At 62.1% G+C, this 21,561-nt stretch carries 20 protein-coding genes; 11 read left to right on the forward strand and 9 right to left on the reverse strand.

The window, feature by feature from the left end; all coding sequences use genetic code 11:
* Window positions 1-18 precede the first annotated feature (18 nt).
* Both AC1DYW_RS04150 and AC1DYW_RS04155 read left to right on the forward strand, forming a co-directional pair.
* Window positions 19-846, forward strand: a complete 828-nt coding sequence (locus AC1DYW_RS04150) for an SDR family NAD(P)-dependent oxidoreductase (protein ID WP_477225196.1) — start codon at window positions 19-21, stop codon at window positions 844-846.
* 216 nt (window positions 847-1,062) lie between these two features.
* Entirely contained in the window at window positions 1,063-2,376 is a 1,314-nt protein-coding gene (locus AC1DYW_RS04155) for an O-antigen ligase family protein (RefSeq protein WP_477225197.1), read from the forward strand.
* A 247-nt stretch (window positions 2,377-2,623) separates the two neighbouring features.
* On the opposite strand, the gene AC1DYW_RS04160 is transcribed toward AC1DYW_RS04155, so the two are convergent.
* Together AC1DYW_RS04160 and AC1DYW_RS04165 are read right to left on the reverse strand one after the other, a co-directional pair.
* Complete coding sequence (locus AC1DYW_RS04160; RefSeq protein WP_477225198.1) at window positions 2,624-3,889, reverse strand: polysaccharide biosynthesis/export family protein; 1,266 nt, start codon at window positions 3,887-3,889, stop codon at window positions 2,624-2,626.
* Between the two features lie 82 nt (window positions 3,890-3,971).
* Window positions 3,972-4,649 carry a sugar transferase gene (locus AC1DYW_RS04165; RefSeq protein ID WP_095082866.1) on the reverse strand — a complete coding sequence of 226 codons (678 nt, stop codon included), beginning with the start codon at window positions 4,647-4,649 and terminating at the stop codon, window positions 3,972-3,974.
* A 601-nt stretch (window positions 4,650-5,250) separates the two neighbouring features.
* Between AC1DYW_RS04165 and AC1DYW_RS04170 the strand changes: the two genes are divergently transcribed.
* The gene (locus AC1DYW_RS04170; RefSeq protein WP_095082865.1) at window positions 5,251-5,526 is read left to right on the forward strand and encodes an exopolysaccharide production repressor exox; all 276 of its coding nucleotides are present in this window, start codon (window positions 5,251-5,253) and stop codon (window positions 5,524-5,526) included.
* An 18-nt stretch (window positions 5,527-5,544) separates the two neighbouring features.
* Here the strand turns inward: AC1DYW_RS04170 and AC1DYW_RS04175 are convergent, their stop codons facing one another.
* From AC1DYW_RS04175 to AC1DYW_RS04200, 6 genes are all read right to left on the reverse strand, one after another.
* On the reverse strand, window positions 5,545-7,389 hold the full coding sequence (locus AC1DYW_RS04175) for an ABC transporter ATP-binding protein (RefSeq protein ID WP_477225199.1): 1,845 nt from the start codon (window positions 7,387-7,389) through the stop codon (window positions 5,545-5,547).
* Window positions 7,390-7,397: 8 nt separating this feature from the next.
* Window positions 7,398-8,399 carry a phosphoenolpyruvate carboxykinase (ATP) gene (locus AC1DYW_RS04180; RefSeq protein WP_477225200.1) on the reverse strand — a complete coding sequence of 334 codons (1,002 nt, stop codon included), beginning with the start codon at window positions 8,397-8,399 and terminating at the stop codon, window positions 7,398-7,400.
* A complete protein-coding gene (locus AC1DYW_RS04185; RefSeq protein ID WP_477225201.1) occupies window positions 8,396-10,339 on the reverse strand; it encodes a lasso peptide isopeptide bond-forming cyclase in 1,944 nt (647 codons plus the stop codon). The genes AC1DYW_RS04180 and AC1DYW_RS04185 overlap by 4 nt, the downstream gene beginning before the upstream one ends.
* A complete protein-coding gene (locus tag AC1DYW_RS04190; RefSeq protein WP_457153753.1) occupies window positions 10,339-10,713 on the reverse strand; it encodes a lasso peptide biosynthesis B2 protein in 375 nt (124 codons plus the stop codon). The genes AC1DYW_RS04185 and AC1DYW_RS04190 overlap by 1 nt, the downstream gene beginning before the upstream one ends.
* Window positions 10,714-10,837: 124 nt before the next feature.
* Window positions 10,838-11,182, reverse strand: a complete 345-nt coding sequence (locus AC1DYW_RS04195; protein ID WP_477225202.1) for a PqqD family protein — start codon at window positions 11,180-11,182, stop codon at window positions 10,838-10,840.
* Window positions 11,183-11,314: 132 nt separating this feature from the next.
* The gene (locus AC1DYW_RS04200; RefSeq protein WP_095082854.1) at window positions 11,315-11,467 is read right to left on the reverse strand and encodes a lasso peptide; all 153 of its coding nucleotides are present in this window, start codon (window positions 11,465-11,467) and stop codon (window positions 11,315-11,317) included.
* Window positions 11,468-11,985: 518 nt separating this feature from the next.
* On the opposite strand from AC1DYW_RS04200, the gene AC1DYW_RS04205 reads away from it, so the two are divergent.
* The 8 genes from AC1DYW_RS04205 (at window position 11,986) to AC1DYW_RS04240 (ending at window position 20,459) form a co-directional block, all read left to right on the forward strand.
* Window positions 11,986-13,116 carry a nucleotidyltransferase family protein gene (locus tag AC1DYW_RS04205; RefSeq protein ID WP_477225203.1) on the forward strand — a complete coding sequence of 377 codons (1,131 nt, stop codon included), beginning with the start codon at window positions 11,986-11,988 and terminating at the stop codon, window positions 13,114-13,116.
* 90 nt (window positions 13,117-13,206) lie between these two features.
* Window positions 13,207-14,229 (forward strand): glycosyltransferase family 2 protein, encoded by a 1,023-nt coding sequence (locus AC1DYW_RS04210; protein ID WP_477225204.1) that lies wholly within the window; start codon window positions 13,207-13,209, stop codon window positions 14,227-14,229.
* Window positions 14,230-14,519: 290 nt separating this feature from the next.
* Window positions 14,520-14,924 carry a hypothetical protein gene (locus AC1DYW_RS04215; RefSeq protein ID WP_477225205.1) on the forward strand — a complete coding sequence of 135 codons (405 nt, stop codon included), beginning with the start codon at window positions 14,520-14,522 and terminating at the stop codon, window positions 14,922-14,924.
* Window positions 14,925-15,075: 151 nt separating this feature from the next.
* Complete coding sequence (gene exoK / locus AC1DYW_RS04220; RefSeq protein WP_477225206.1) at window positions 15,076-15,939, forward strand: endo-1,3-1,4-beta-glycanase ExoK; 864 nt, start codon at window positions 15,076-15,078, stop codon at window positions 15,937-15,939.
* A gap of 67 nt (window positions 15,940-16,006) precedes the next feature.
* Window positions 16,007-17,338, forward strand: a complete 1,332-nt coding sequence (locus tag AC1DYW_RS04225; protein WP_095082841.1) for a UDP-glucose dehydrogenase family protein — start codon at window positions 16,007-16,009, stop codon at window positions 17,336-17,338.
* Between the two features lie 67 nt (window positions 17,339-17,405).
* Window positions 17,406-18,848, forward strand: coding sequence for a GMC oxidoreductase (locus AC1DYW_RS04230; protein WP_477225207.1), 1,443 nt, complete (start codon window positions 17,406-17,408; stop codon window positions 18,846-18,848).
* Window positions 18,849-18,862: 14 nt separating this feature from the next.
* Window positions 18,863-19,312, forward strand: coding sequence for a hypothetical protein (locus AC1DYW_RS04235; protein WP_477225208.1), 450 nt, complete (start codon window positions 18,863-18,865; stop codon window positions 19,310-19,312).
* A gap of 67 nt (window positions 19,313-19,379) precedes the next feature.
* Entirely contained in the window at window positions 19,380-20,459 is a 1,080-nt protein-coding gene (locus AC1DYW_RS04240) for a glycosyltransferase (protein WP_477225209.1), read from the forward strand.
* A 64-nt stretch (window positions 20,460-20,523) separates the two neighbouring features.
* On the opposite strand, the gene AC1DYW_RS04245 is transcribed toward AC1DYW_RS04240, so the two are convergent.
* Entirely contained in the window at window positions 20,524-21,546 is a 1,023-nt protein-coding gene (locus tag AC1DYW_RS04245; RefSeq protein ID WP_477225210.1) for a phosphoribosyltransferase, read from the reverse strand.
* Window positions 21,547-21,561: the final 15 nt, after the last annotated feature.

Raw genomic sequence — 21,561 nt, forward strand, 5'->3', positions numbered from 1 at the left:
TCTTGGAGACCACGCCTGATGACAAACCTTTCCGGCCGCAGCGCGATCATCACCGGCGGGTTTTCCGGAATGGGCTTTGCCATTGCCACGGCACTGGCTGAGGCTGGCGCCAATGTCGCCGTCGGCTCCTACATTGCGCCCGCCGGCGCCGACAAATCCGATGCCGCCTATTATCCCGGCGCCGACGAAATCGAACGCGTGCGCGCAGCTCTTGCCGCCCATGGCACCAGGGTTCACGCCGCCCATCTCGACGTGCGCGACAGCGACGTCACCAACGGTTTCGCGGCGGAAGCCGAAGCCGCTATCGGCCCCGCCGACATATTGGTCAACGCCGCCGGCACCACCGCCGAGCAGCCGGTCTGCGGCCACTCCGACGCGCTGTGGGACAAGATCGTCGACACCAATCTGAACGGCGCCTTCCGCGTCACCCGTGCCGTGCTGCCCGGCATGATCGGGCGCGGCTGGGGCCGTATCGTCAACATCGGCTCGACCGCCGCCTCCGTCGGCTGGAAGGACAACCCGGCCTATTGCGCTTCCAAGGCCGGCCTGCTCGGCCTGACCCGCTGCGTGGCGCTGGAAGGGGCGGCGCATGGCGTCACCTGCGTCATGATCAGCCCGACCTGGGTCGAGACCGAACTGATGCGCCGCAACGTGGCGCAGGTCGTCGAGCGCGAAGGCAAGGGGCGCACGGCGGAGCAAGCCATGGCCGAAATCGCCAGCGGCAACCCGCAGCAGCGCCTGCTGCAGCCACAGGAGATCGCGGCTCTTGCCGTCTTCCTGTGCTCGGAGCTGGCCAAGGGCATCACCATGGAAAACATACAGATCACCGGCGGAGCACTGTGGTAGCGCTGATCCAGGCAGCTGTGACCGGACAAGCGCCGGCCTGATCTCGGCAATCGCCTCGCTGTAAGACAAGGTGACCGGATTTGCCATTGAGCGCCGGGCGCGATAGGTTATATTGCACTGCACAATGGAGACGCCGTTTATTGCACGCCCTTGTTTGCGGATATGCCGACTGGCCCACGGCCTGCCGGCCTTGGGTCGCGCCGGCGGGACTCTGAGATGAAGATTCCAAAGTCCCTGCTGGTCGATCCCGAGAAGAATTCGGTCTATGGCAGTTTTGCCGTTGCCGTCTCGATCTGGGCATTTTCCTATTCGGTCATTTTCGGCCAGATCCTGATCCTCGCCTACTACGCGGTCTGGCTGCCGCTCATCCTGGTCGACTACCGGCGGTTCCTGCGGCACCTGTCCAGTGCCTGGCTGCCACTGCTGTTTGCCGCCTATGTCTGCTTCTCGGTCTTCTGGTCGCAGGCGCCCGGCGTCACGGCGAGGACGTCGATCCAGTATTTTTCCCATATCGCCTGCGCCTACGTCGCGGCGCGCACCGTCAGTGTGCGCACATTGACCATAGGCGCCCTGATCGGGATATTTGTCGTCCTGCTCTATTCGCTGCGGGTCGGAAACTATTCCGAGGACGTTCTCGACGGTACCTACAACTTCGTCGGCGCTTTCGCCTCCAAGAACCAGATTGGCTTTGTCGCCTCGCTCGGCATCTACTTCTGCGTCGTTTTCGTTGCTTTTTACAGGCGCGGCTGGCGGAGCGTCATCCTGGCGGTGCCTATCGTGCTGTTGTCGGCCTATCTGCTGGTCATTGCGCATTCCGCCACCTCGATGGCCTCGATACCGGCGGTCCTGGCGCTAGTCGCGCTTCTTACCATGAGCAAGCTGCTGTCGCGGCGCTATCGGCGGGTGATCTTCCTGATCGGCGCCGGCCTGCTGGTCGTGGTTGCCTTCGTCGCCTTGAATCTCGGGCTGATGGACTTCGTCCTTGGCCTCTTCGGCAAGGATTCGACGCTCACCGGGCGGACCTATCTGTGGGAGCAGGGCTGGAACGCCGTGCAGAAAGCACCGATTCTCGGCCTCGGCTATGCCGCCTATTGGGTGCAGGGCTTCGCCGAAGCCGAGCGGCTGTGGAACGAATTCTACATCACCACCCGCACCGGCTTCCATTTCCACAACACCTATATCGAAGCCCTCGTCGAACTCGGCTTCGTCGGAGCGACGCTGGTCTCGCTGATCATGCTGCGCACGCTCTATGGCCATGTCTCGGCGGTGATCTTCAAGGCATGGCAAGCGGATTCGGTGATTCTCTTCGGCGTGATGGTGCTGCTCCTGATCCGCTCCTTCGTCGAGGTCGAGATTCTCAACCCCTACATCATGGGCTCCTTCCTGATGTATTTCAGCTTCTTCAAGCTGGCGCGGCTGCCGGTCACCCGCACGCGGTGGAGCCCCGCTTTCGAGCAGGCCGAGGCGGCCAAGAGAGAGGCCGCCTGGCCCCGGCATGTGAATGGTCCGGCGGCCGCCAACCCGTCCTGAGCCAGTGCATGGCGCTCAAACTGCGCAGCAATTTTGAAATGCATAAAAACAAAGGCTTGAAGTGCGTCGCATGAATCCCTTCAAACGCGACGCGCTTTATCGTTTCGCAGGCTGAAGCCGGGCCAAAGGTGGCTTCGCCTGGGAGCCTTCGCCCAGGCAGGCCTGGCGCAAGGCGGGATCCATCCCTGGCGGGAAGGATCGAAACACCGGATCGTGCTGGGGGTTTCCGGGGTCTGCGGGCTGGGGGCTACTGGCTGGTCAACGGCGCCAGCTTGACCTTGATCACGTCGCCGGGCAGCACCGGCGTATCTTCCTTCGCCGAGATTTCGCTGCTCTTGCCGTCGACGACCCGCACCAGTGCGTAGAGCAGGCTGGGTTGCTGGTCGGTGTCACTGGCGGACCTCATCGAGGGATCGCTTGCCTGGGCCATCAGGCCTTTCTGCATATTCACCTTGAGCGCGGCCTCGTTGAGGTCGGCTTCGGTCTGCTGCCGGTCGGTGGCGAGATTTGAACTCAAGGTGTTCTGGGCATCGATGGCGTCCTGCGTCGCCTTGCTGATCGCCTGCTTGGCGGTGAGGATGGCCGTTTCGTAGTCCAGGATCTTGCCCTGCAGGTCGGCGACGGACTGCCGCGAATCGAGCAGCCGGGCGTTGGCGATCAGGCCTTTCTGGGCCAGCGGGCCGATGCTGGTGAGCTGCTGCTGTGCCAGGTCAACCTGCTGCTGCTGGTTGACGATCTTCTTCTGCAGCGACTCGATTTCGGACTGCAGAACCCCCTTCAGATCGCTGAGCGCCTCAAGCTTCAGCTTCAGCGCCTTCTGGTCGGACGTCAGGATCGTCATCTCGTCTGCGACGATGGCTGGCAACCGCGGATCGCCCTCGGCCTCCTTCGGCACCTCGAAACTCGCTTTGCCGGCCATATCGGCATCGATGCGGGCGCGCTTGACGAGCAGCCGAATGCGCTGGTCGTCAGAGATATCGAAATTGCCCTTGGCGGTGACCAGGTCCTTGCCGAGCTGCGGGCCGTAGTCGGCGTTTCGCCTGATGCCACCGGCGACACTGATGGCCTTCAGCACCGTCAGCTCGGGCACATAGGGAAATTGGCCGGGGTTCTGGACTTCGCCCGAAATGTAGAATGGCCGGTACTGCGCCATTTCGACGGAGGCTTCGGGCTTGTCCGACAGAGCGAGCTTGCGTTGCAATGCCTGGCCGATCGCCGCTGCGATTTCCGACGTGGTCTTGCCGGATGCCGGAAGCTCGCCGGCAAACGGAACCGACAGCGTGCCGGATGGGCCAACCGTGTACTCGCCATTCACCGCCGACCAGTCACGGAATGTGCCTTCGACCGTCTGCCATTCGGCAACGCGGATGGTGAGTTTGTCCTGCGATCCGAGACGGTATTCGTCGGCCGCGGCGATGTGGGGGATGACCAGCGACATGGCAACGCATGTGGCCATCAAACGCGCCCGCCGCAGCCGGCCGGAAACCGGGCCGCTGCGAAGGGCTTCAAACATATCTGTTTTCAACTGAAAGTTCCGATCCGCTTTAGCCCCATCGCCCGATGATGCTTGCCGCGAAAGCCTGGCATCGCGGCGGTCAGTAAGAACCGCGTGACATCCAGACGGCGGGGACGGTCTTGATGATGATGCGAACGTCCTCGAACAGCGACCAGTTCTCGACATAGTGGCGATCGAAGGCGACGCGGCTGTCATAGGAGACGTCGTTGCGACCGCTGACTTGCCACAGGCCGGTCAGGCCCGGGCGGGATTTCAGATAATAGACGGCGGAGGTGCCATAGATCTCGAGCTCGTCGCGCACGACCGGACGCGGCCCGACAAGGCTCATGTCGCCTTGCAGGATGTTGATGATCTGCGGCAGCTCATCGAGGCTGAGTTTCCTCAAGACCGCTCCGACGCGGGTGACGCGCGGATCGCTCTTCAGCTTGCGGGTCGCCACCCATTCCGCGTTGGCGTCCGGGTTGGTTGCGAGATAAGCGGCCAGCACCTTGTCGCCATCGGGAACCATGGTGCGGAACTTCAGGCACGGAAAAATCCGTCCCCCGCGTCCGATTCGCCTGTGGCCGTAAAAAATCGATCCGCCGTCGGAAAGTTTGACGAGCAGAGCGATCATAACAAACAGCGGGCTGAGAGCGATCAAGCCAATCAGTGATCCGGTGATATCGAAGCTGCGTTTGAGCAGGCCGCCGATCGGCGGCGGAAAATCGATGTCGACCTGCGAAAAGCCCGCTGTGGCCGACTTGGCAACGTCCCTCATGCCGTAAACTCCATGCGTGAACGAATGGTTCGCCGCAAGATACCAAAAAAATGTTGCAGCGCAACACACAATTTACCAACCGGTTGAAATAGTCGCGTCATGAATTGACTAAATAATAAGCTAGCCATGCACAAATTTCGGGATATTTAGCACATTTGTGACAATAAATGGGCAAACCCCAAAAAATAAAGGCCTTTTTGGGGCGGTTCTTAGGCGGGCTGTCCTGCGGGGTACGGCGCGGAGCACAATAGTGCTTTAGCAGAGCTCGATACTCAAGGCAAATCCCATAAAATACTACTTAATATTGTTTCTTTTACTCAAGAATGGCGACCATTCGAGGTCGGTTCAAATCCCTTTGCGTGCATTGCAGCATGGCCGAATCGATCGCAAAAGCTCAATCAAAAATATCCGGAGTTGCCCTTGCCGCCTACTGCTCGCCTTAATAGAATTGCAAATTATACCTGTCACAGTGGCGACAGGTAGAAAAGGCCGGAAGCAACCGGCCGAGAGCGGGCGACCTTAACAAGCCCGCATGACAAGGGACGGCGCTCGGGTGGGGCAATCGTTATATAGACCCGAGCCGGTTTATGGGCTGTTGGGTATGGCACTTCCAAAATTCATCGTCGGGATGATTTTCGCTCTTTCAATCGTCGTTGCCTGGTCCTGGCTAGGCGGCGCTTCGATCGGTACGACGCTGATCCGCGTCATCATCTGCGCAATTATCATTCAGGCGGGCTATTTCGTGCTCGTCTATGCCATGATCGCCAGAAGCCCGCCGACGCCGGCCGACATGGCTCGCGACGCGGAGAGAAAGCTGAATGCGCCCGAGGTGGCCGAAGGCGAGAAGCTGGGCAGCGCCAGGCGAAGCCTACACTAACCAGAAGCCTGCCAGCCCTCACGCGACGTTAGCGGGCTGGCTCTCGGACTGTTCGCCCAAAAGCATCCGCGACAATCGGCTGCCGGCTTTTTCCTTCAGCCGCTGATACTGCCCGACTTCGACGACTCGGCCGTTTTCCATCGCCACCACCCAGTCGGCGAAGGCAATCATCGACGGCCGGTGCGCGATGGTCAGGATCGTCATGGTGCCGCGCAATCCGTCAATCGACTGGGCGATCAGCGACTGGTTCTGCCAGTCGAGCGCGCTGGTGGCCTCGTCCAGGATGAGCAGGGACGGCTTGCGCAGCAGCGCGCGCGCAAGCGCAATGCGCTGGCGTTCGCCGCCCGAAAGCCGCACGCCGCGGTCGCCGACCACCGTCTCGAGCCCGATGTCGAGCCGTTCGACGAATTCGCCGGCGTGCGCCGAGCGCAGCGCGGTCCACAGATCGTCATCGCTGGCTTGCGGCGCGGCAAGGCGCAGGTTCGCCGCGATCGTGTCATGCAGCAGGAACACGTCCTGCGGCACATAGGCCACCTGATCGCGCCAGCGGCGCCGGTTGCCGGCATCGATCTCGACGCCATCGACGAGCATCGTGCCGGCGGTCGGCTCGAGCAGGCCGAGCAGAATGTCGGCGATCGTGCTCTTGCCCGAGCCGGAGGGGCCGATCAGCGCGGTGACCTTGCCGGCCGGCAGGCCGAAGGTGATGTCCCTGACGACCATCTTGGCCGGGTCGTCGCTATAGCCGAAACAGACGTCCCCGATGTTGAGGCCGGTTGCCAGAGACAGCTTGCCGCCGTCGCTGGTTTCGGCATCGCCCGGCTCGCGTTCGGCGTCGAAACGCGCCTGCATGCCGCGCATCGCCGTATAGGCGGGCAGATTGATCAAGACCTGCTGGGCCTGCGTCTGCATGTCCATGAAGCGCGGCGCGATTCGCATGAAAACCAGCAGCAGGACGACGATCTCGGCCAGCGACAGGTTGAAGCGGACCAGTGCCACATAGATGAACAGGCTCAAACCAACGACGCTCGCCACCTGGAACACCGCGGTGCCGATCGTGCTGTTGCGCACATAGTCGACATTGTCGGCCTTCATCTTTTCGAGCGTCGCTTGCAGCTGTGCGAAATAGGTCGCCTCGACATTCAGGCTCTTGGCCACCTTGATGCCGCCCAGGAATTCCGAAACCGTCCGGTACTGATCCTGGCGATTGGCGGTCAGAACCCGGCCAAAGGCGGTGGCCCGCGATCGAAACGGCTGCAGCGCCACGAACATCACGATGCCGATAATGACCGCAAACAGCGTCATCGCCGACGAGATGAACACTGAAACCAGCAGATAGCCGGCCAGGAGCACGGCGATCTGCACCAGCATCAACAGCGAGAAGGCAGCGCCCTGGACGCGGTCGATATCGCCGGTCAGGGCATGGTCGAGATCGGAACTGCGCATGCGCGTGAAGACGCCCCAGCGTGCCTTGCCGATGCTCTCGAACAGATTCATGCGCACGCGGTTGATGAAATCGAACAGCAGTTTGGCCATGTAGACCGACTTGAAGCGGTTGAACGCCGCCTGCACGGCAACAAGCCCGACCAGCAGGCAAAGCACGGTCGTCAGTTGCAGCGTTCCGTCCGGCACCAGCCAGCGTACGAAATCATTGTTCGGCAGCTTGACCGCAAAATCCTGGTCGGGGCGTCCGACCAGATGCAGCAGCGGCACCAGCAGCAGGATGGAGATACCTTCGGTCAGGCTGCCGAGGATCAGGAAGAGCAGCGCCGTCCAGGTTCGCCGGCCGCCGATCTGGGCAATGGCGGCGCCGAATGCGGCAACGTCTCGAAACAGCGACAGGCGAAGGATTGAGAACTTCGACATGATTGCGCTCACGACCGCATACGATCAGTCGCCAGATTCCCGGCCGCCAGATCCCTTTCGATCATGTCCACGGCCTCACCGATCCTGTCGAGGCCCGTCGGGACTTCGAGGCGTCGAACGCCGACATGGTCAGCCAGCCGCGCGCATTGCCGAAGATGCACTTCTGCAAGATCGCTTGGCAGGGCCGCGCGGCCGAACCGCGTCACATAGGAGAATTTGATGATGGCCGGCAGGGCGGCGATGCCGGGCAACGGCGTGATGGCAGCCTTTTCGCCGCGCTCGAGGATATAGATCCTGGTCGCAGGCACCCTGTTGCCGGAAAAGGCGCCATTCAGGCGATGCTGCATCTTGTCGATTGCCGGATGCACTTGCGGTCGCACCTCGGCTTCTCCGAGCGAGATCGCCGCCGCGGCGTCGGCTGCCAGCTTGATCTGCGGAAAACCCGGAACGATCATCGGCTGACCCGGATTGGCGAGGTCCAGCGCCACGACATCATCGGTAAGCAGGTCGTGTCCGGCCCGGATCATCGCGCTTGCCGTCGTCGACTTGCCGGCGCCCTTGTCGCCCATGAAGATGGCGCTCGTGCCGGCGACCGCAATGGCACTGGCGTGCAGGACGAGCAGGCCGCGCCGATGCAGCAGCAGCGCCATCACCGGACCCAGCAGTGGAAACGCGATCAGCGTGTCGTCGACGCCGGGCGCGGGTTCGACGTCGATGCGGCAGCCATCGCTGATCAGGAATGTGCCGACGGCATGCCATGCGAGATATTGCCGCTCCGCTTCGAACCGAAACTCGGTCGCGGCTTCCAAGCCGGGTTTCGGCAGGTCGATCGGGCCGACGGCGATCACGACGTCCGCCGCCCCAGGCGCCGTCGGCTCCAGTTCGGGCAACGTCACCTCGGATGCGATGGTCAGGCCATAGGCGCGGTAGAAGCGGCGCTCTCTCGTGATCCGGCTATGCGGGCGGTGATGATCACTGTATGCGGCGAGCGGCTCATTGCGCGGCATCATGCGGAGCTCCCGCTGTGCTGGAGCTGCCGCAGCCAGAGCGACAGCGATGCCGAGCGCCAGACATACTGGACATCCAAAGGCGCCGCCCGATCGGGCTGACGCAGCAGCCGCGCATAGGCAGCACCCACCTGGGGGAGATTGACGTAGGGCGCGATGCGGCTCGCATCCGAGATCAGCAGCTGTTCCAAGAGGTCGCGGTGGTTGCGCAGCATGCCGTTGACGAGATTGGCGGTGAAGTCGATCTTGTCGCGCCGCCACTGAACCGCTGCCGGCAGCACGCCTTCCATGGCGCGGCGCAGCACATAGCGACCAAAGCCGTGGCTGAGCTTTTCCTCACCGGGCAGGCCGAGGCAGAACTCGACCAGCGGCTTGTCCCAGAACGGATAGCGCGGCTCGACGCCGAAATTGGCGGCAGCCTTGTCGAGAACCTCGAAAGCATGCGGGACATAACCATTCGACAGGATCCAGCGATGGCTCAAGGCGTCGCTGGCCTGGACGCCGGGCGGCATGTATCCGGCTCGGTGAAATCGGTCCACAAGCTCGGTGCGCCTGGCCAGGTCCGGATTGACCAGGTCGCGCCAGCCTCGGCCGCGCGGCGCCTGCGCCGGCCTGCGTATCCTGTTCAGGATGCGGTTCGCCATATGCCTCAGTCTCGCGATCCGCCAGGCCGGCCCGTAGAGGGTCAGGAACTGGAAATACAGGCCCAGCGTGCTGTCGCCATAGGTGTCGGAGGCGCTGCGGATCTCACGCCACAGATCCATCCATCGGCCGGCGTTGGCAAGCTCATGCAGATGGCCATGACCTTGTGAAACGACCTCGTCGCCGCCATGGCCGTCCAGCAGCACCTTGATGCCCTTTGTGCCGGCAGTCCGGTAGATGCCGCGGGTCAGCGTCAGGCCCGGCGCCAGGAACGTCCCTTCCTGCTCTTCCAGCACCCGTTCGAACTCGGCGAATGGCGCATAGTTGCCGACTGGAATCAGCGTTCCGTCGACCTTCTGCTGATCCAGCACCGCATCGATGAACGGGCGCTCGTCCATCGACGAGCCCTTTTCGAAAATTAGCGAGAAGGTGGGCAGCCTCGGCTTGCGCTCGGCGGCGTTCTGCAGGCCGGCGACACAGGCGATCGAGGAGGAATCGAGGCCGCCGCTCAGCATCGCGCCGACCGCCGAGGTTCCCCGCATGCGATTGCGCACCGATTGCGAGAACAGATGGGCGAATTCCTCAGGCGCATCCGACCGTATCGGTCGTTGCGACGGCTCGATCTGCCAGTAACGGCGCAGCACCACCTGTTGGCCGGTGACGGTTAGGCTGTGGCGCGCCGGCAAGCTGAAGATGTCGCTGTAGGGTGTCGCCTGCGGGTCATCGGGAAGCCCGGCCAGAAACCCGGAGATCTGGTGCTCGGAGACATGTCCGCCAACCCCCTCGACGCCAAGGATCGGCCCGATCTCCGACGCAAAGGCAAAACGCCGATCCGCCGCATGGTAGTAGAACGGTTTGACCCCGAAATGGTCGCGCGCGCAAAACAGCAGCTGCCGCTCGGCATCCCAGATGGCGAATGCGAAATCGCCTTGCAGATGCACGGGGCAGGCTTCGCCCCAACGCAGATAGGCCCGCATCAGCAAGGTCGCATCGGCGACCGACCTGTCGCGGATGCCCAGCCTTGCCAGCAGCTCGTCACGGTTGTCGAGCCTGCAGTCGGCGGTGATGGCGAGCTTGCCGTCGGCCATCGTCAGCGGACCGGGGCCGGCTTCATCGGTGGTGTTGAGCCAGGCGTGGCCAAGCGCGATGCCGGTGTCCAGCCACCACGAATTTCCGTCGGGGCCGCGATGGCGCATGCGCGCCAGCATCTGCTGGATATCGGCCGCCGCGACCGCCGGTGTGTGCCCCCGGGCCGCTGCCGCGTGCCCCTGTCGAAGCAGGATTCCGGCCACGCCGCTCATCAGTTGCCGTGGTCGACCAGATGGGCGAAACCGTCGATCGATCCGCCAAGCACGATATGATTGTCGCTGACCAGCCAGGCATGCGCCTTGAGTTGCTCGCCCGTGCCGCGTTCGATGCCGATGCGTATCTTCGAGGCATTGCCCTGTCGAGCAAGCATGTATTGACCCGAAAGCGCCTGGGTCAGGCACGTGGCGTAGGGAACGAAACGGGCCGCTGCGGCAACCCCCCAAGCGACGCGCCGCAGTTCGCCCATGCTGGCGCACTGTCGCGCGTCAAGCCGCGTCACCAGGCTGCGAACACGGTTGTAGGACAACAGTGTCAGTCCCAGCCGAACCGCCGCGACCACGAGCAGGCAGCGGCTAAGGAAGATCATTTCCGAGCCGCTCAGGGAGAGAATGCCAAACAGGCTTCGCCGGCCTTGCCGGCGCCTTTTCTGCTGGGGGCTCCTTTCGGTCGCGGGTTCCTGCCGCAAAACCATGGCCTTGTGCGGAACCTGCTTAGACAAGTTCCTCATGATCAAGCCTCGCAAGCCCGTTATCGGCCAGGCCCTTCAGCAGTGCCTCGACGTCGGCCTGGCAGCGCTCTGGATCGACGTTGTAGCGCGCAAGCACCGCACTGCGGATCTCCGCGATCGACTTGGGCTCCTGGATCAAATCCCAGATGAAGGCGCCGACGCCGTTCAGGCTGTAATAGATGTTGGATTTCAGATTGAGGAGCGCCAGGCCATCGCCGAACTCGCAAGCCACGGCATCCTTGGTCGCACTCACACGAGCGTGGTCGGCTGAATATCGGTCGGCCAAATCCTGTTCGGCCAACTCCTGGCCGGATTGCTTCCAGTTCATCCCAAAACCTCGCTTACACTACGCTTCGCAGTTCCAGGCAATGAAAGGGGAGTCGGAGGCAGTGCCCCCGACTCTCTTATTTTTTAAACCCAGAGACCCAACGTCATCACTCTGGAGTAATTGCGATAGGCTTCAGGAAAACGTCAGGTCGCCGATCGGCGTATGCGCGGGGAAAGACGCGTCGATCGCCGTGCTGCCGCCGCCGCCCTGGGTGATGGTTTCGATCGAACCATGCACCGTCAGGCTTGGCGTCTCGTATTCTTGCTTTTCAACATTCTGTTCCATTTTACTCTCCAATATGGACTGGAAACGGCTTGTCGAGTGCCGTCAGCACTTGCATGCTGCAGCGCAATAGCTGCATGGCAGCATTTATGAGTCAAGCCTGATTTACCAGGCATTAATCAATTACGGGTTGCGCGAGCACCTTATGTGTGGGTCATGCCTAAAATATGACATCTTCTAGACCGATTCCCTATGTTTGGCGACCATGACGATGCCGATTCTTTAAGCATTTGATTTTGCTTGAATAAAACATTTGCGAAGTGCCTTTATTTTAGGCATCCCTAATAGGGTGAACTGAGCCGGCAAATCCATGGTGAGGCAAGCTGAAAACGCCTTGTTAGGGGCGGTATTTCAACAGCGGTTTTGACCGGCTTTTCAGAAGTGTCGGTAAACGCTCAGGTTGCAAAATTCTGCACTGCAAAAGGAAAGGCTTTACGCCATCAAGGATTTTGGTGATGCTTGCTTCGCACTTGCAGCATACGCGCCGCGCAAATCGCTTTTTTTGGGAGACTGTGCGCTAAATGGCCTTGCCGGATGGTTCCTATGAACGACTGCGCGCCGCCGATTGTGCCGACGAGGTTGCCTATGTGCGGGCCTGCCTGCGGTTGTATTTCGCCGGGGCAGGAGCCACCACTGGCGACGTATCGATGCCCGGCCCTGGCGGTGCCAATGTTGCCGACATCGCCAGGCTGAACAAGGTCGCGACGTTTGTCCTCAAGGCCCTGTCACGCGCGCCTGTCAGTGACGGACCGCCCGAGCTTTTCCATTGGCTGGACAGCTACCGCAGGAGGACGGTTTCGATGAACGCGTCCTGCATCATGGATTCGATGGCAATCCATGACGTGCTGCGTGAAAGCCGGATTGATTTCGTCTTTCTGAAGGGTCCGTTCCAGCAGCAGCTTCTCTACGACGACCACTTCATGAAGCCCTCGGGCGATGTCGACATTCTGGTCTCGCCGGTCGGCTATTTCAAGGCGCGGGATGCGCTGCGCTCGATCGGCTACGAGGTCGCCGGCAAGTCGCGCTCCGTCTGGTGGGTTCGCTTCCTCGGCGAACAGCATATGACGCGTGGCAACGGACCGAGGCAGTCCACCGTCGATCTCCACTACCGCCTCCAGCAGCCCGGCTCGCCGAGCCCGCGCGACGCGGACGGGTTTCTGCGGCGAAAGCGGCAGGTCGAAATCGCCGGTGGGACGGTGCCGTTCACCTCGGCCGCCGACACGCTGCTTTTGTCCTGCATCAGCGTCGCCAAGGCACTGTTCAACCGGGAACCCTGCGCGGGCTATGTCTGTGACGTGCGCGCCAGCGCCAGCCGCCTCGACGAGACGGACCAGCGGCATGTGCTCGATGCCGCGGTAGCGCAGGGACTGGACGATACGCTGCTGCTCGGTATACGCGCAGCCGATGTACTGCTCGGCGGTGGCGGCACGCTGCTGTCGGAGCGTGCGACGCGCATCCTGTCACGCATCGGCAACGAGGACCTGCTCAACATGGTCATGGCGCCGTGGCTGTCGTCGCTTCGGTGGCCGCAGCGGCGAACGGTGCTGTGGGAACTGTGCGGTCGCGCGCCGGTCCGCTATCTGGCGGAAGCTGGTTGGGCGGCGTCCGCTGACATCAGCCGCCGCATCTTTGAACGGCCGGGCGGTCGTTGAATGAACACAGATTTGGCGCTGGTGGCAATCGGGCATCGAACGGGTACGGGGCGAACACAAATCGATATCACCTGTACGAGAGGCTAATCCATGTCGATGACGAAATCCCAGGTCTGCGTGATCATCGCGGCCAAGAACGCGGCGGCGACAATCGCCGTCGCCATCGCGTCCGCGTTGCGCGAACCGGAAGTGGCGGAGGTCGTCGTCGTCGACGACGCGTCCACCGACGACACCGCGGCCGTCGCGCGGTCCGCCGACGACGGCAGCGGCCGGCTTGCGGTGATGCGCCTCGATGTCAATCGCGGCCCCTCCTACGCTCGCAACGCCGCGATCGCCAGTTCGAGATCGCCGTTCATCAGCATTCTCGACGCCGACGATTTTTTCCTCGAAGGCCGGTTTCGCAACCTGTTTGCCGTCGCCGACTGGGATTTCGCGGCGGACAACATCATGCTCATCAGGGATGATGCGACCGGCGACGCGACGAAAATCGTGGCCCCGCAATTTGCCGCGGATCCGGAATTCCTCGATTTCGAGAGCTTCGTCGAAGGTAATATTTCCAGGCGCCGCGTGCAAAGGGGCGAACTGGGCTTCCTCAAGCCGGTGATCAGCCGCGCCTTCCTCGATCGCCATGGATTGCGCTATGACGAGAGCCTGCGGCTCGGCGAGGATTATGAACTCTACGCCCGCGCTGTCGCCTGCGGGGCGCGCTTCAAGGTCATCCGCTCGTGTGGCTACGGCGCCATCGTCCGCGCCGATTCGCTCAGCGGCCGCCACAAGACGCAGGACCTGAAGCGTCTGGCCGATGCCGATCTGGCGCTGCTGGCGATCGACAGTCTGCCGGAAGGCTCGAAAGCGGTGCTGAGACGGCACGAGCGGCACGTGCGCGACAAATACCGGCTGCGCAATTTCCTCGACGTCAAGGCCGAGCGCGGGCTGGCATCGGCAGCGGCCTACGCATTCGCCAGCCAATCCAACCTCGTCCCCATCGTCCAGGGCGTGGCTTTCGACAAGATCGAGGCGCTGTTTCGCCGCGTCGGCCTCGTGTCCAGGCACAAGCACGTGCCGCCATTGCGTTTTTTGATGGCCGGCACCAGCACCGGCAAGGAGCGGTGAAACTGTCCGTTTCGTCCGGGTTGACCCGCCGGCGACAAGTTGATCGCGCAAACCATTTCGGTCGGATTTATGAGTTTACGAACTGGGTGGTTGCCTCTCGGCCCAGACGATGGCAGTCTATGTTGCGGTGCAGCAAATTGGACGACAAGCCGAACTGGCCCCCGATCGGATTGGTCTGATGTCTCTCCCTCAGGGGAGCAGGACAGAGCAGTATGAGTTTTTTGAGCCCCGGCTGCGGGGATCGGCCAGAAGCCCGGCCCATAGGCCGGCGATGACAGGAATCTGAGTTCATGGCTTCGATATTCGGTTTCAGATCCAGGGATCCGGCCCGTGACCGGCAGACCGATGGTTCACGCCTTGATCGCCTGGCAAAGCTGTTTGAGCAGATCGCGGTCGAGATCGAGGCCGAGAGAGCCGGGTTGGAGAATCGCTATCGGACGAAGGCGACCAACGCCGCTTTCCTGGTCGAAGCGATGGAGAACGGTTCCACCTCAGACCGCCGGTCATCCGAAGTCAGCGCACTGACGAAGTCGATCCTGAATTGCGAACGCCGCATCGCGGAGCTGTCGCGCCAGAACGGCATGATGAAAGAACTCCGTCATTCGCTGGATACGGTCTTCGACGAGAATGCGGCGTCCGATTCGGCCACCGCAGCCGCCGAGTACACCAGGCCGGCGGGCGCTGGCAGAGGTTGAAAGTGAAGGTTCGCAATTGCTGCAACAGATTTGATGCGAGGCAGGACAAGGTCAGGGGAGGGTCAAGCAGGAGGTCAAGGTTGGCCCGTTCAGGAAGTGGTTCGAACGTCGACTTTGGGTTGGGGATGCACAGCACAAAGGTGAGTTTGGTATGAATTCGAATCCGAAGACTACGTCCACCATCGCAGCCGGCGGAACGCCGTTCACAAGCCAGGCCAGACAAGCCGGCCTCAAGCGGCTGAGTGCGATCAGCGCGTTGCTGCTCGTCGCTCTTGGGAGTTTGGTGACGGCTCCTGCCCACGCCCAGGACATTCAGTCGTCGCCTTCATTCGTCGATGATTTCACCAGCTTCGATCGTGCACGCTGGTATGTTTCCGACGGTTGGTCGAACGGCAGTCATCAAAACTGCACCTGGTCGAAAGGCCTGGTCGCGCTGTCCGACGGCGTGCTGTCGCTCGGCTTCGAAAAGCAGAAGCTGAAGGACCGCGACTACGCTTGCGGCGAGATCCAGACCAAGCAGCGCTTCGGCTACGGCACCTATGAGGCGCGGATAAAGACCGACACCGGCTCCGGTCTCAATGCGGCTTTCTTCTCCTATATCGGTCCGTCCGACAAGCAGCCCTGGGATGAGATCGACTTCGAGGTCCTGACCAAGGACACCTCCAAGGTGCAGGTCAACGCCTACATCGCCGGCAAGGGCAACAATGAGAAGCTGGTCGACGTGGCGGGCGGCACCGACAAGGCCTTCAACGACTATGCCTTCGTCTGGCAGAAAGATAGCTTGCGCTGGTATGTCAACGGCCAGCTGGTCAACACGATCACCGATCCGGCTAAATTGCCGACGCATGCCCAGAAGATATTCTTCAGCCTTTGGGGCAGCGACAAGATGACCGGTTGGATGGGAGCGTTCGCCGATCCAGGTCGCAAGCTCACGCTGCAGATCGATCGCGTGGCGTTCACGGCCTTGGGCGAGCCCTGTCAGTTTCCAGAATCGCTGGCATGCAGCATAAAGTAGTTGGGAAAGTCGATTTGAACTGGCCGGGCCGAGAGCGGTCCGCTGCCTTGCATGGGAATGAACTCGAATGAATTTGACGGTCTTTGGAATTGGCTATGTCGGTCTCGTGCAGGCAGCGGTGCTTGCCGAAGTCGGGCACCAGGTGGTGTGCGTCGACATCGACGCCAACAAGGTCGAGCGGCTCAACCAGGGGTTCGTTCCGATTTTCGAGCCCGGGCTCGAAAGCCTCGTCAAGGAGAACCATGCCGCTGGCCGCATCAAGTTCACCACCGACGCAGCGGCCGCGGTCAGGCACGGCGAAATCCAGATGATCGCGGTCGGCACGCCGCCGGGCGAGGACGGTTCGGCCGATCTCAAATATGTGCTGGCGGTCGCCGAGACCATCGGCCGTGAGATGGACACCCCCAAGATCATCGTCGGCAAGTCGACCGTGCCGGTCGGCACCTGCGAAAAGGTGAAGGCCAGGGTCGCCGAGACGCTGAAGAAAAGAGGGCGCGAGGACCTGTCCTTCGACGTCGCTTCGAATCCGGAATTCCTCAAGGAGGGTTCCGCGGTTGCCGATTGCATGAAGCCCGACCGCATCATCGTCGGCACCGACAGCGAGGGCACCGAAGCGGTGATGCGCGAGCTCTACGCTCCCTTCAACCGCAACCACGAGAAGATGATCGTGATGGACGTGCGCAGCGCCGAATTCACCAAATACGCCGCCAATTGCATGCTGGCGACCAAGATCAGCTTCATGAACGAGATGGCCAACCTGGCCGAGCAGCTCGGCGCCGACATCGAGGAGGTCCGCAAGGGCATCGGCAGCGATCCGCGCATCGGCTACCACTTCATCTATCCGGGGCTTGGCTATGGCGGCTCGTGCTTCCCCAAGGATGTGCGCGCGCTGATCAAGACCGCCGAAGGTGTCAAGTTCGACGCCAAGCTGCTGCGCGCTGTCGAGGAACGCAACAACGAGCAGAAATCCGTCCTGTTCGACAAGGTGAATCGCTATTTCAAGGGCAATCTCAAGGGCAAGACCTTTGCGCTATGGGGGCTGGCCTTCAAGCCCAACACCGACGACATGCGCGAGGCGCCCGCCCGCACGCTGATGGAGGCGCTGTGGAACGCCGGCGCCAAAGTGCAGGCCTATGACCCCGAGGCGATGCAGGAATGCCAGCACATATACGGGCTGCGCGACGACCTGTTGTTGTGCGGCACCAAGGAAGCCGCGCTGCGCGGCGCCGATGCGCTGCTGATCGCCACCGAATGGAAGAGTTTCCGCGCGCCGTCCTTCGACGCGATGAAGGATGCGCTGACCACGCCGATCATCTTCGATGGCCGCAACCTCTATGACCCCAAGGTCATCGCCCGCCACGGCATCGAATATCACTCGATCGGCAGAATGGCGGCATGAGGCCGGCAGCGAAGAGCCGGAAGCGGAATCCGGCGGGTGCGCCCGGCGCCTCAAGGAGTTGTGGCTGATGGTGCTGGACGTAAAGCCCGAGCAAATCACCAGCGATCATTTCGATCTCGTCGCGATCGGTTCCGGCTTCGGCTCGGCCTTCTTCCTGCATGAGTTCGCCAAGCGCCGAAAGGCACGCGTCCTGGTGCTCGAATGGGGCCGGCACAACACCCATGAATGGCAGCTCCAGCAGAATGCCAACACCGACATCGACGACGAGACGACCTACAAGACCAATTCCGACAAGCCGTGGAATTACACCATCGGACTGGGGGGTGGAACGAACTGCTGGTTCGCGCAGACGCCAAGGTTCCATCCCAATGACTTCAGGCTGAAAAGCACCTACGGCATCGGCAATGACTGGCCGATCAGCTATGACGACGTCGAACCGTTCTACTGCGACGCCGAAGACATCATGTCGATCTCCGGCGATCCCGACATGGCGGCGATGCTGCCGCGCTCGAAGCCGTTCCCGCAACCGCCGCATCGCATGTCGACGCCGGACCGGATGATGAAGGCGGCGCAGCCCGGTCAGCATTTCGTCATGCCGACGGCGCGGGCGCGGGTGCCGACCGCGCAGCGCACCTCATGCTGTGCCAACCTGCGCTGCTGGCTGTGTCCGGTCGACGCCAAATTCACCGTCAACAACGGCTTGATGCATGTCTTCGAGCATCCCGACATTTCGGTTTGCCTCGGTGCGGAGGTACGGCGGCTCGATCATGTCGGCGGCACGGTCCGCTCGGTCACGTTCATGCATGACGGCAAGGAATACCAGGTCAGCGGCGACCTTTTCATTCTCGGTGCCAATGCCATCCAGAGCGCGGCGATCATGCTGCGGTCCGGCCTGGGCGGCGAATTCGTCGGCCGCGGCCTGCACGAATCATACGGCTGGAACTTCGAGGTCTATCTCGACGGTGTCGACAATTTCGACGGCAGCACCATCACCACCGGCCTGAACTTCGGCCTCTATGACGGTCCGCACAGATCGGAGCATGCGGCGGCACTGGTCTATTTCGAGAACCGCTGGCAGCACGGAATGCGTGCCGAAAAGGGGCGGCTGCGCCAGGCGCTGCCGCTCGTCGTGGTCACCGAAAACCTGCTCGACCACGAAAATTTCGTCACCCTCGACGAAGACGACAACGCCTTCGTCAACTTCAAGGCGCCGTCGGACTACGCGGTCAAGGGCATGGCCCGCGCGCTGGAGAAATTGCCTGACCTTCTGGCTCCGCTGCCGGTCGAAAAGCTATTCGATCGCGGCATCCGGCCAACCGAATCGCACGTCCAGGGCACGCTGAGGATGGGAACCGGCCCGGCCGATTCGGTCATCGACAGCGACATGATCCATCACCAGTTGAGAAACCTGGTTGTCGTCGGCACCAGCACCTATCCGAGCTGTTCCTGCGCCAACCCGAGCCTGACCGCCGCGGCCCTCTCCCTGAGGGCGGCGAGCCGCATGGCGTGAGAGGAGGGCATCTGATGATCGAAGTTTCCAGACGCTCGGCCTTGGCCGTCGTGGCCGGTGGGGTGGTGTCGACGGGCGTTGCCTTTGCTGCCGTCAGCTCGTTTTCCGATGAGGACCTGGTGCGCGTCACCCTCGAAAAATACCTCGGCAGGCTCAACATCCGTATCGAGCATCTGCAGCAGTTCGTGCTGGAGTTCCGCAACCGGAACCCGTGGATATTTCCCAGTGACAAGCTTAGCGACGCCGTCACCCTGGTCGAGGAGCTCAAATTGGGCACCGTCCGCCGCCTCCTGCCGCAGGAGAAGCGGGAAGATCTGATCCAATTCGATCGCTGGGTCATCGCCGAATTCCATATGCTGACGGACTACGCATGGCGCAGTTCGCCCAATGACCCGATCCGGTTTACCGGCTGGCAATCCTGTACCAACCCGTTCGCGAATCTGGAGCCGCCGAAACTCGCCTGACGTCGAAAGCGAGGCGCCGCCGGTTGCCTCGGAACGAAATACGATATGCGACAAGGAGCCCGATCCCATGAAAGTCCTTTTTGCAGGTGGCAGCGGCTATCCACCCGAGTTCAGCGGCGGCGTTCAGTCGAGCACGCACCATCTGGCCGAACAGTTGATCGAACATGGCCACGAAGCCGCTGTGCTCGCCGCCCTGTTCGGCGATGGTGTCTTCGGCTTGAAGGCGCGCGCCAAGATGAAGCTGTTGCGGCAACCGGCGGTCATCGACAGCTATCCCGGCTATCCGGTGGTACGGGCCTGGTTTCCCTGGGAAGCGGCGGCCTTTGCCGTCGACAGGCTGAAGCCGGATGTGGCCGTCGTCCAGTGTCACAAATCGGTTCCGATCGGCAAGGCGCTGCAGGCGGAGGGCGTGCCTTTGGTCGTCTATCTCCGCAATGTCGAATTCCATGAACTGGGCGGCGACCTGCGCGAACTGCGTTCTGCACTATACATCGCGAATTCCGAGTTCACCGCGCGCACCTACAAGAACGAGTTCGACATCAACGCGACGGTGATCCCGCCGACCATCAATCCGGCGCATTACAGCACGCCGACCACGGGCCAGTTTGTCACGCTGATCAATCCGTATGAGGAAAAGGGTTTTGAGCTTGCGGTGCGCATTGCCGGCGCCTGCCCCGAGATACCGTTCCTGTTCGTCGAAAGCTGGAAGCTGGAAGACGATCATCGGGCGCGGATCGAACAGACGATCGCGCCTTTGGGTAATGTCGTGCTGGAGAACCGCACCAGCGACATGAAGACGGTTTACGGCCGCACCAAGATCCTGCTTGCTCCCAGCAAATGGGAAGAGGCCTGGGGCCGCGTCGCGTCGGAAGCCCATTGCAGCGGAATCCCGGTTGTCGGCTCGCGGCGTGGCGGCCTGCCCGAGGCGATCGGCTCAGGTGGCGTGGTGCTCGACTACGATGCACCGCTCGCCGACTGGGTCGCGGCCGTCAGGCGGCTGTGGAACGACAGCCAGGAATATGACCGGGTCTCGGGCCTCGCGCGCAGCTTCGCCGGGCGGCCGGAACTGGAACCCGACCGCCAGTTCATCACCTTCTTCTCGATCGTGGACAGGGCGATACAGCAGCGCGGGCGGCAAGCCGCTTAACCCAGGCTCGCGGCGCCAGCCGCGTAGCAACCAACTCGCGGCAAGCCTGGTGGCGTCGTGCGGATCAGGCCGGGCGTTTGACCCGGCTCTTCAGCGTCTCGTAACCGCGCGCACCGAGCAGGGCGCGGGCAAGAGTCTTGGCGGCGCTTTTGCGGCCCTCTTGCGAGTTGATCTGCCGCAGCCTTGCCGGCAGGTTGCGGGCCGCCTGGCCAAGTGCCGGCAGCGACAGCGCGTCGGGAAAACTCACCATATGCGTTTCGACGCACAGCACCGGCTTGCCGGACAGTTCGGTGATCCTCAGCGCCTGCTCGTGCTCGCTTTCGATGAACAGGATGGCATCGGATTTGCGGTAGAAATCGGCCTTGAAACTGCCATGCGCGCCAAGCCGCTGCCGCTCCGCCTTGCTCGGCAGATCGAGCATGATCAGCTGGTCGTATTTGATCTCGTGCTTGGCGAGCCATACCTCGGTCAGCGCGCGATATTTCTCCAGCCGGCTGGTAACCAGCCAGCCGATCTTGTGGGTCGCAACATGGAGAGGCCGCGCCTCGCTGAGGAATTTCTCATAGGCCGGGCCATCGTCGTTTTCGGCTTCGGTCGGATCGAGGCACAGCACGCCGTCAATGTCGACGCAGCATTGCGCCAGGAATTTGTGATGCATGAAATTCCACTGGAACATGCGCGGATGCGGCACGACCTCGAAGACGACATCGGTCTCCTGATGCTGCGGCTGCAGGCCGAACACCGCGGCAAAGGTGAAATCGGCCTCGATGCCGGCAGTCTCGATGCGCGAGCGTGCATCGCGCATGGCGTTGCCGCCGGCGACGCTGTCGTCGATCACCAGCACCTTGCGCATTTCGGAGACCTTGCGGTCGAGTGCCGCCCGGCGCTTGGTGATGCCCGATGTGTAGATCCGCCCGGCCAGGAAGCTGTCCAGATCGGTCATCGGAATGTTTGCCGCCAGGCTCACCAGCGTCGCCGCGAGCACACCGCTTCTGGGAACGCCGACGACCAGGTCGATGTCACGCGGCAGCCGGTGCAGGCCCCTGACGATGGCGTCGTTCATGTCGGAAATCGATCGGTAGTGCATAGGGTCAGACCTGGT

The sequence above is a fragment of the Mesorhizobium sp. P2_D5 genome, assembly GCF_056404355.1.

What these genes read in the sequence shown, in the direction of transcription:
- AC1DYW_RS04150 (WP_477225196.1), top strand. Translation starts at nt 19, where the DNA reads ATGACAAACCTTTCCGGCCGCAGCGCGATCATCACCGGCGGGTTTTCC.
- AC1DYW_RS04155 (WP_477225197.1), top strand. Translation starts at nt 1,063, where the DNA reads ATGAAGATTCCAAAGTCCCTGCTGGTCGATCCCGAGAAGAATTCGGTC.
- AC1DYW_RS04160 (WP_477225198.1), bottom strand. Translation starts at nt 3,889, where the DNA reads ATGTTTGAAGCCCTTCGCAGCGGCCCGGTTTCCGGCCGGCTGCGGCGG.
- AC1DYW_RS04165 (WP_095082866.1), bottom strand. Translation starts at nt 4,649, where the DNA reads ATGAGGGACGTTGCCAAGTCGGCCACAGCGGGCTTTTCGCAGGTCGAC.
- AC1DYW_RS04170 (WP_095082865.1), top strand. Translation starts at nt 5,251, where the DNA reads ATGGCACTTCCAAAATTCATCGTCGGGATGATTTTCGCTCTTTCAATC.
- AC1DYW_RS04175 (WP_477225199.1), bottom strand. Translation starts at nt 7,389, where the DNA reads ATGTCGAAGTTCTCAATCCTTCGCCTGTCGCTGTTTCGAGACGTTGCC.
- AC1DYW_RS04180 (WP_477225200.1), bottom strand. Translation starts at nt 8,399, where the DNA reads ATGATGCCGCGCAATGAGCCGCTCGCCGCATACAGTGATCATCACCGC.
- AC1DYW_RS04185 (WP_477225201.1), bottom strand. Translation starts at nt 10,339, where the DNA reads ATGAGCGGCGTGGCCGGAATCCTGCTTCGACAGGGGCACGCGGCAGCG.
- AC1DYW_RS04190 (WP_457153753.1), bottom strand. Translation starts at nt 10,713, where the DNA reads ATGATCTTCCTTAGCCGCTGCCTGCTCGTGGTCGCGGCGGTTCGGCTG.
- AC1DYW_RS04195 (WP_477225202.1), bottom strand. Translation starts at nt 11,182, where the DNA reads ATGAACTGGAAGCAATCCGGCCAGGAGTTGGCCGAACAGGATTTGGCC.
- AC1DYW_RS04200 (WP_095082854.1), bottom strand. Translation starts at nt 11,467, where the DNA reads ATGGAACAGAATGTTGAAAAGCAAGAATACGAGACGCCAAGCCTGACG.
- AC1DYW_RS04205 (WP_477225203.1), top strand. Translation starts at nt 11,986, where the DNA reads ATGGCCTTGCCGGATGGTTCCTATGAACGACTGCGCGCCGCCGATTGT.
- AC1DYW_RS04210 (WP_477225204.1), top strand. Translation starts at nt 13,207, where the DNA reads ATGTCGATGACGAAATCCCAGGTCTGCGTGATCATCGCGGCCAAGAAC.
- AC1DYW_RS04215 (WP_477225205.1), top strand. Translation starts at nt 14,520, where the DNA reads ATGGCTTCGATATTCGGTTTCAGATCCAGGGATCCGGCCCGTGACCGG.
- exoK (WP_477225206.1), top strand. Translation starts at nt 15,076, where the DNA reads ATGAATTCGAATCCGAAGACTACGTCCACCATCGCAGCCGGCGGAACG.
- AC1DYW_RS04225 (WP_095082841.1), top strand. Translation starts at nt 16,007, where the DNA reads ATGAATTTGACGGTCTTTGGAATTGGCTATGTCGGTCTCGTGCAGGCA.
- AC1DYW_RS04230 (WP_477225207.1), top strand. Translation starts at nt 17,406, where the DNA reads ATGGTGCTGGACGTAAAGCCCGAGCAAATCACCAGCGATCATTTCGAT.
- AC1DYW_RS04235 (WP_477225208.1), top strand. Translation starts at nt 18,863, where the DNA reads ATGATCGAAGTTTCCAGACGCTCGGCCTTGGCCGTCGTGGCCGGTGGG.
- AC1DYW_RS04240 (WP_477225209.1), top strand. Translation starts at nt 19,380, where the DNA reads ATGAAAGTCCTTTTTGCAGGTGGCAGCGGCTATCCACCCGAGTTCAGC.
- AC1DYW_RS04245 (WP_477225210.1), bottom strand. Translation starts at nt 21,546, where the DNA reads ATGCACTACCGATCGATTTCCGACATGAACGACGCCATCGTCAGGGGC.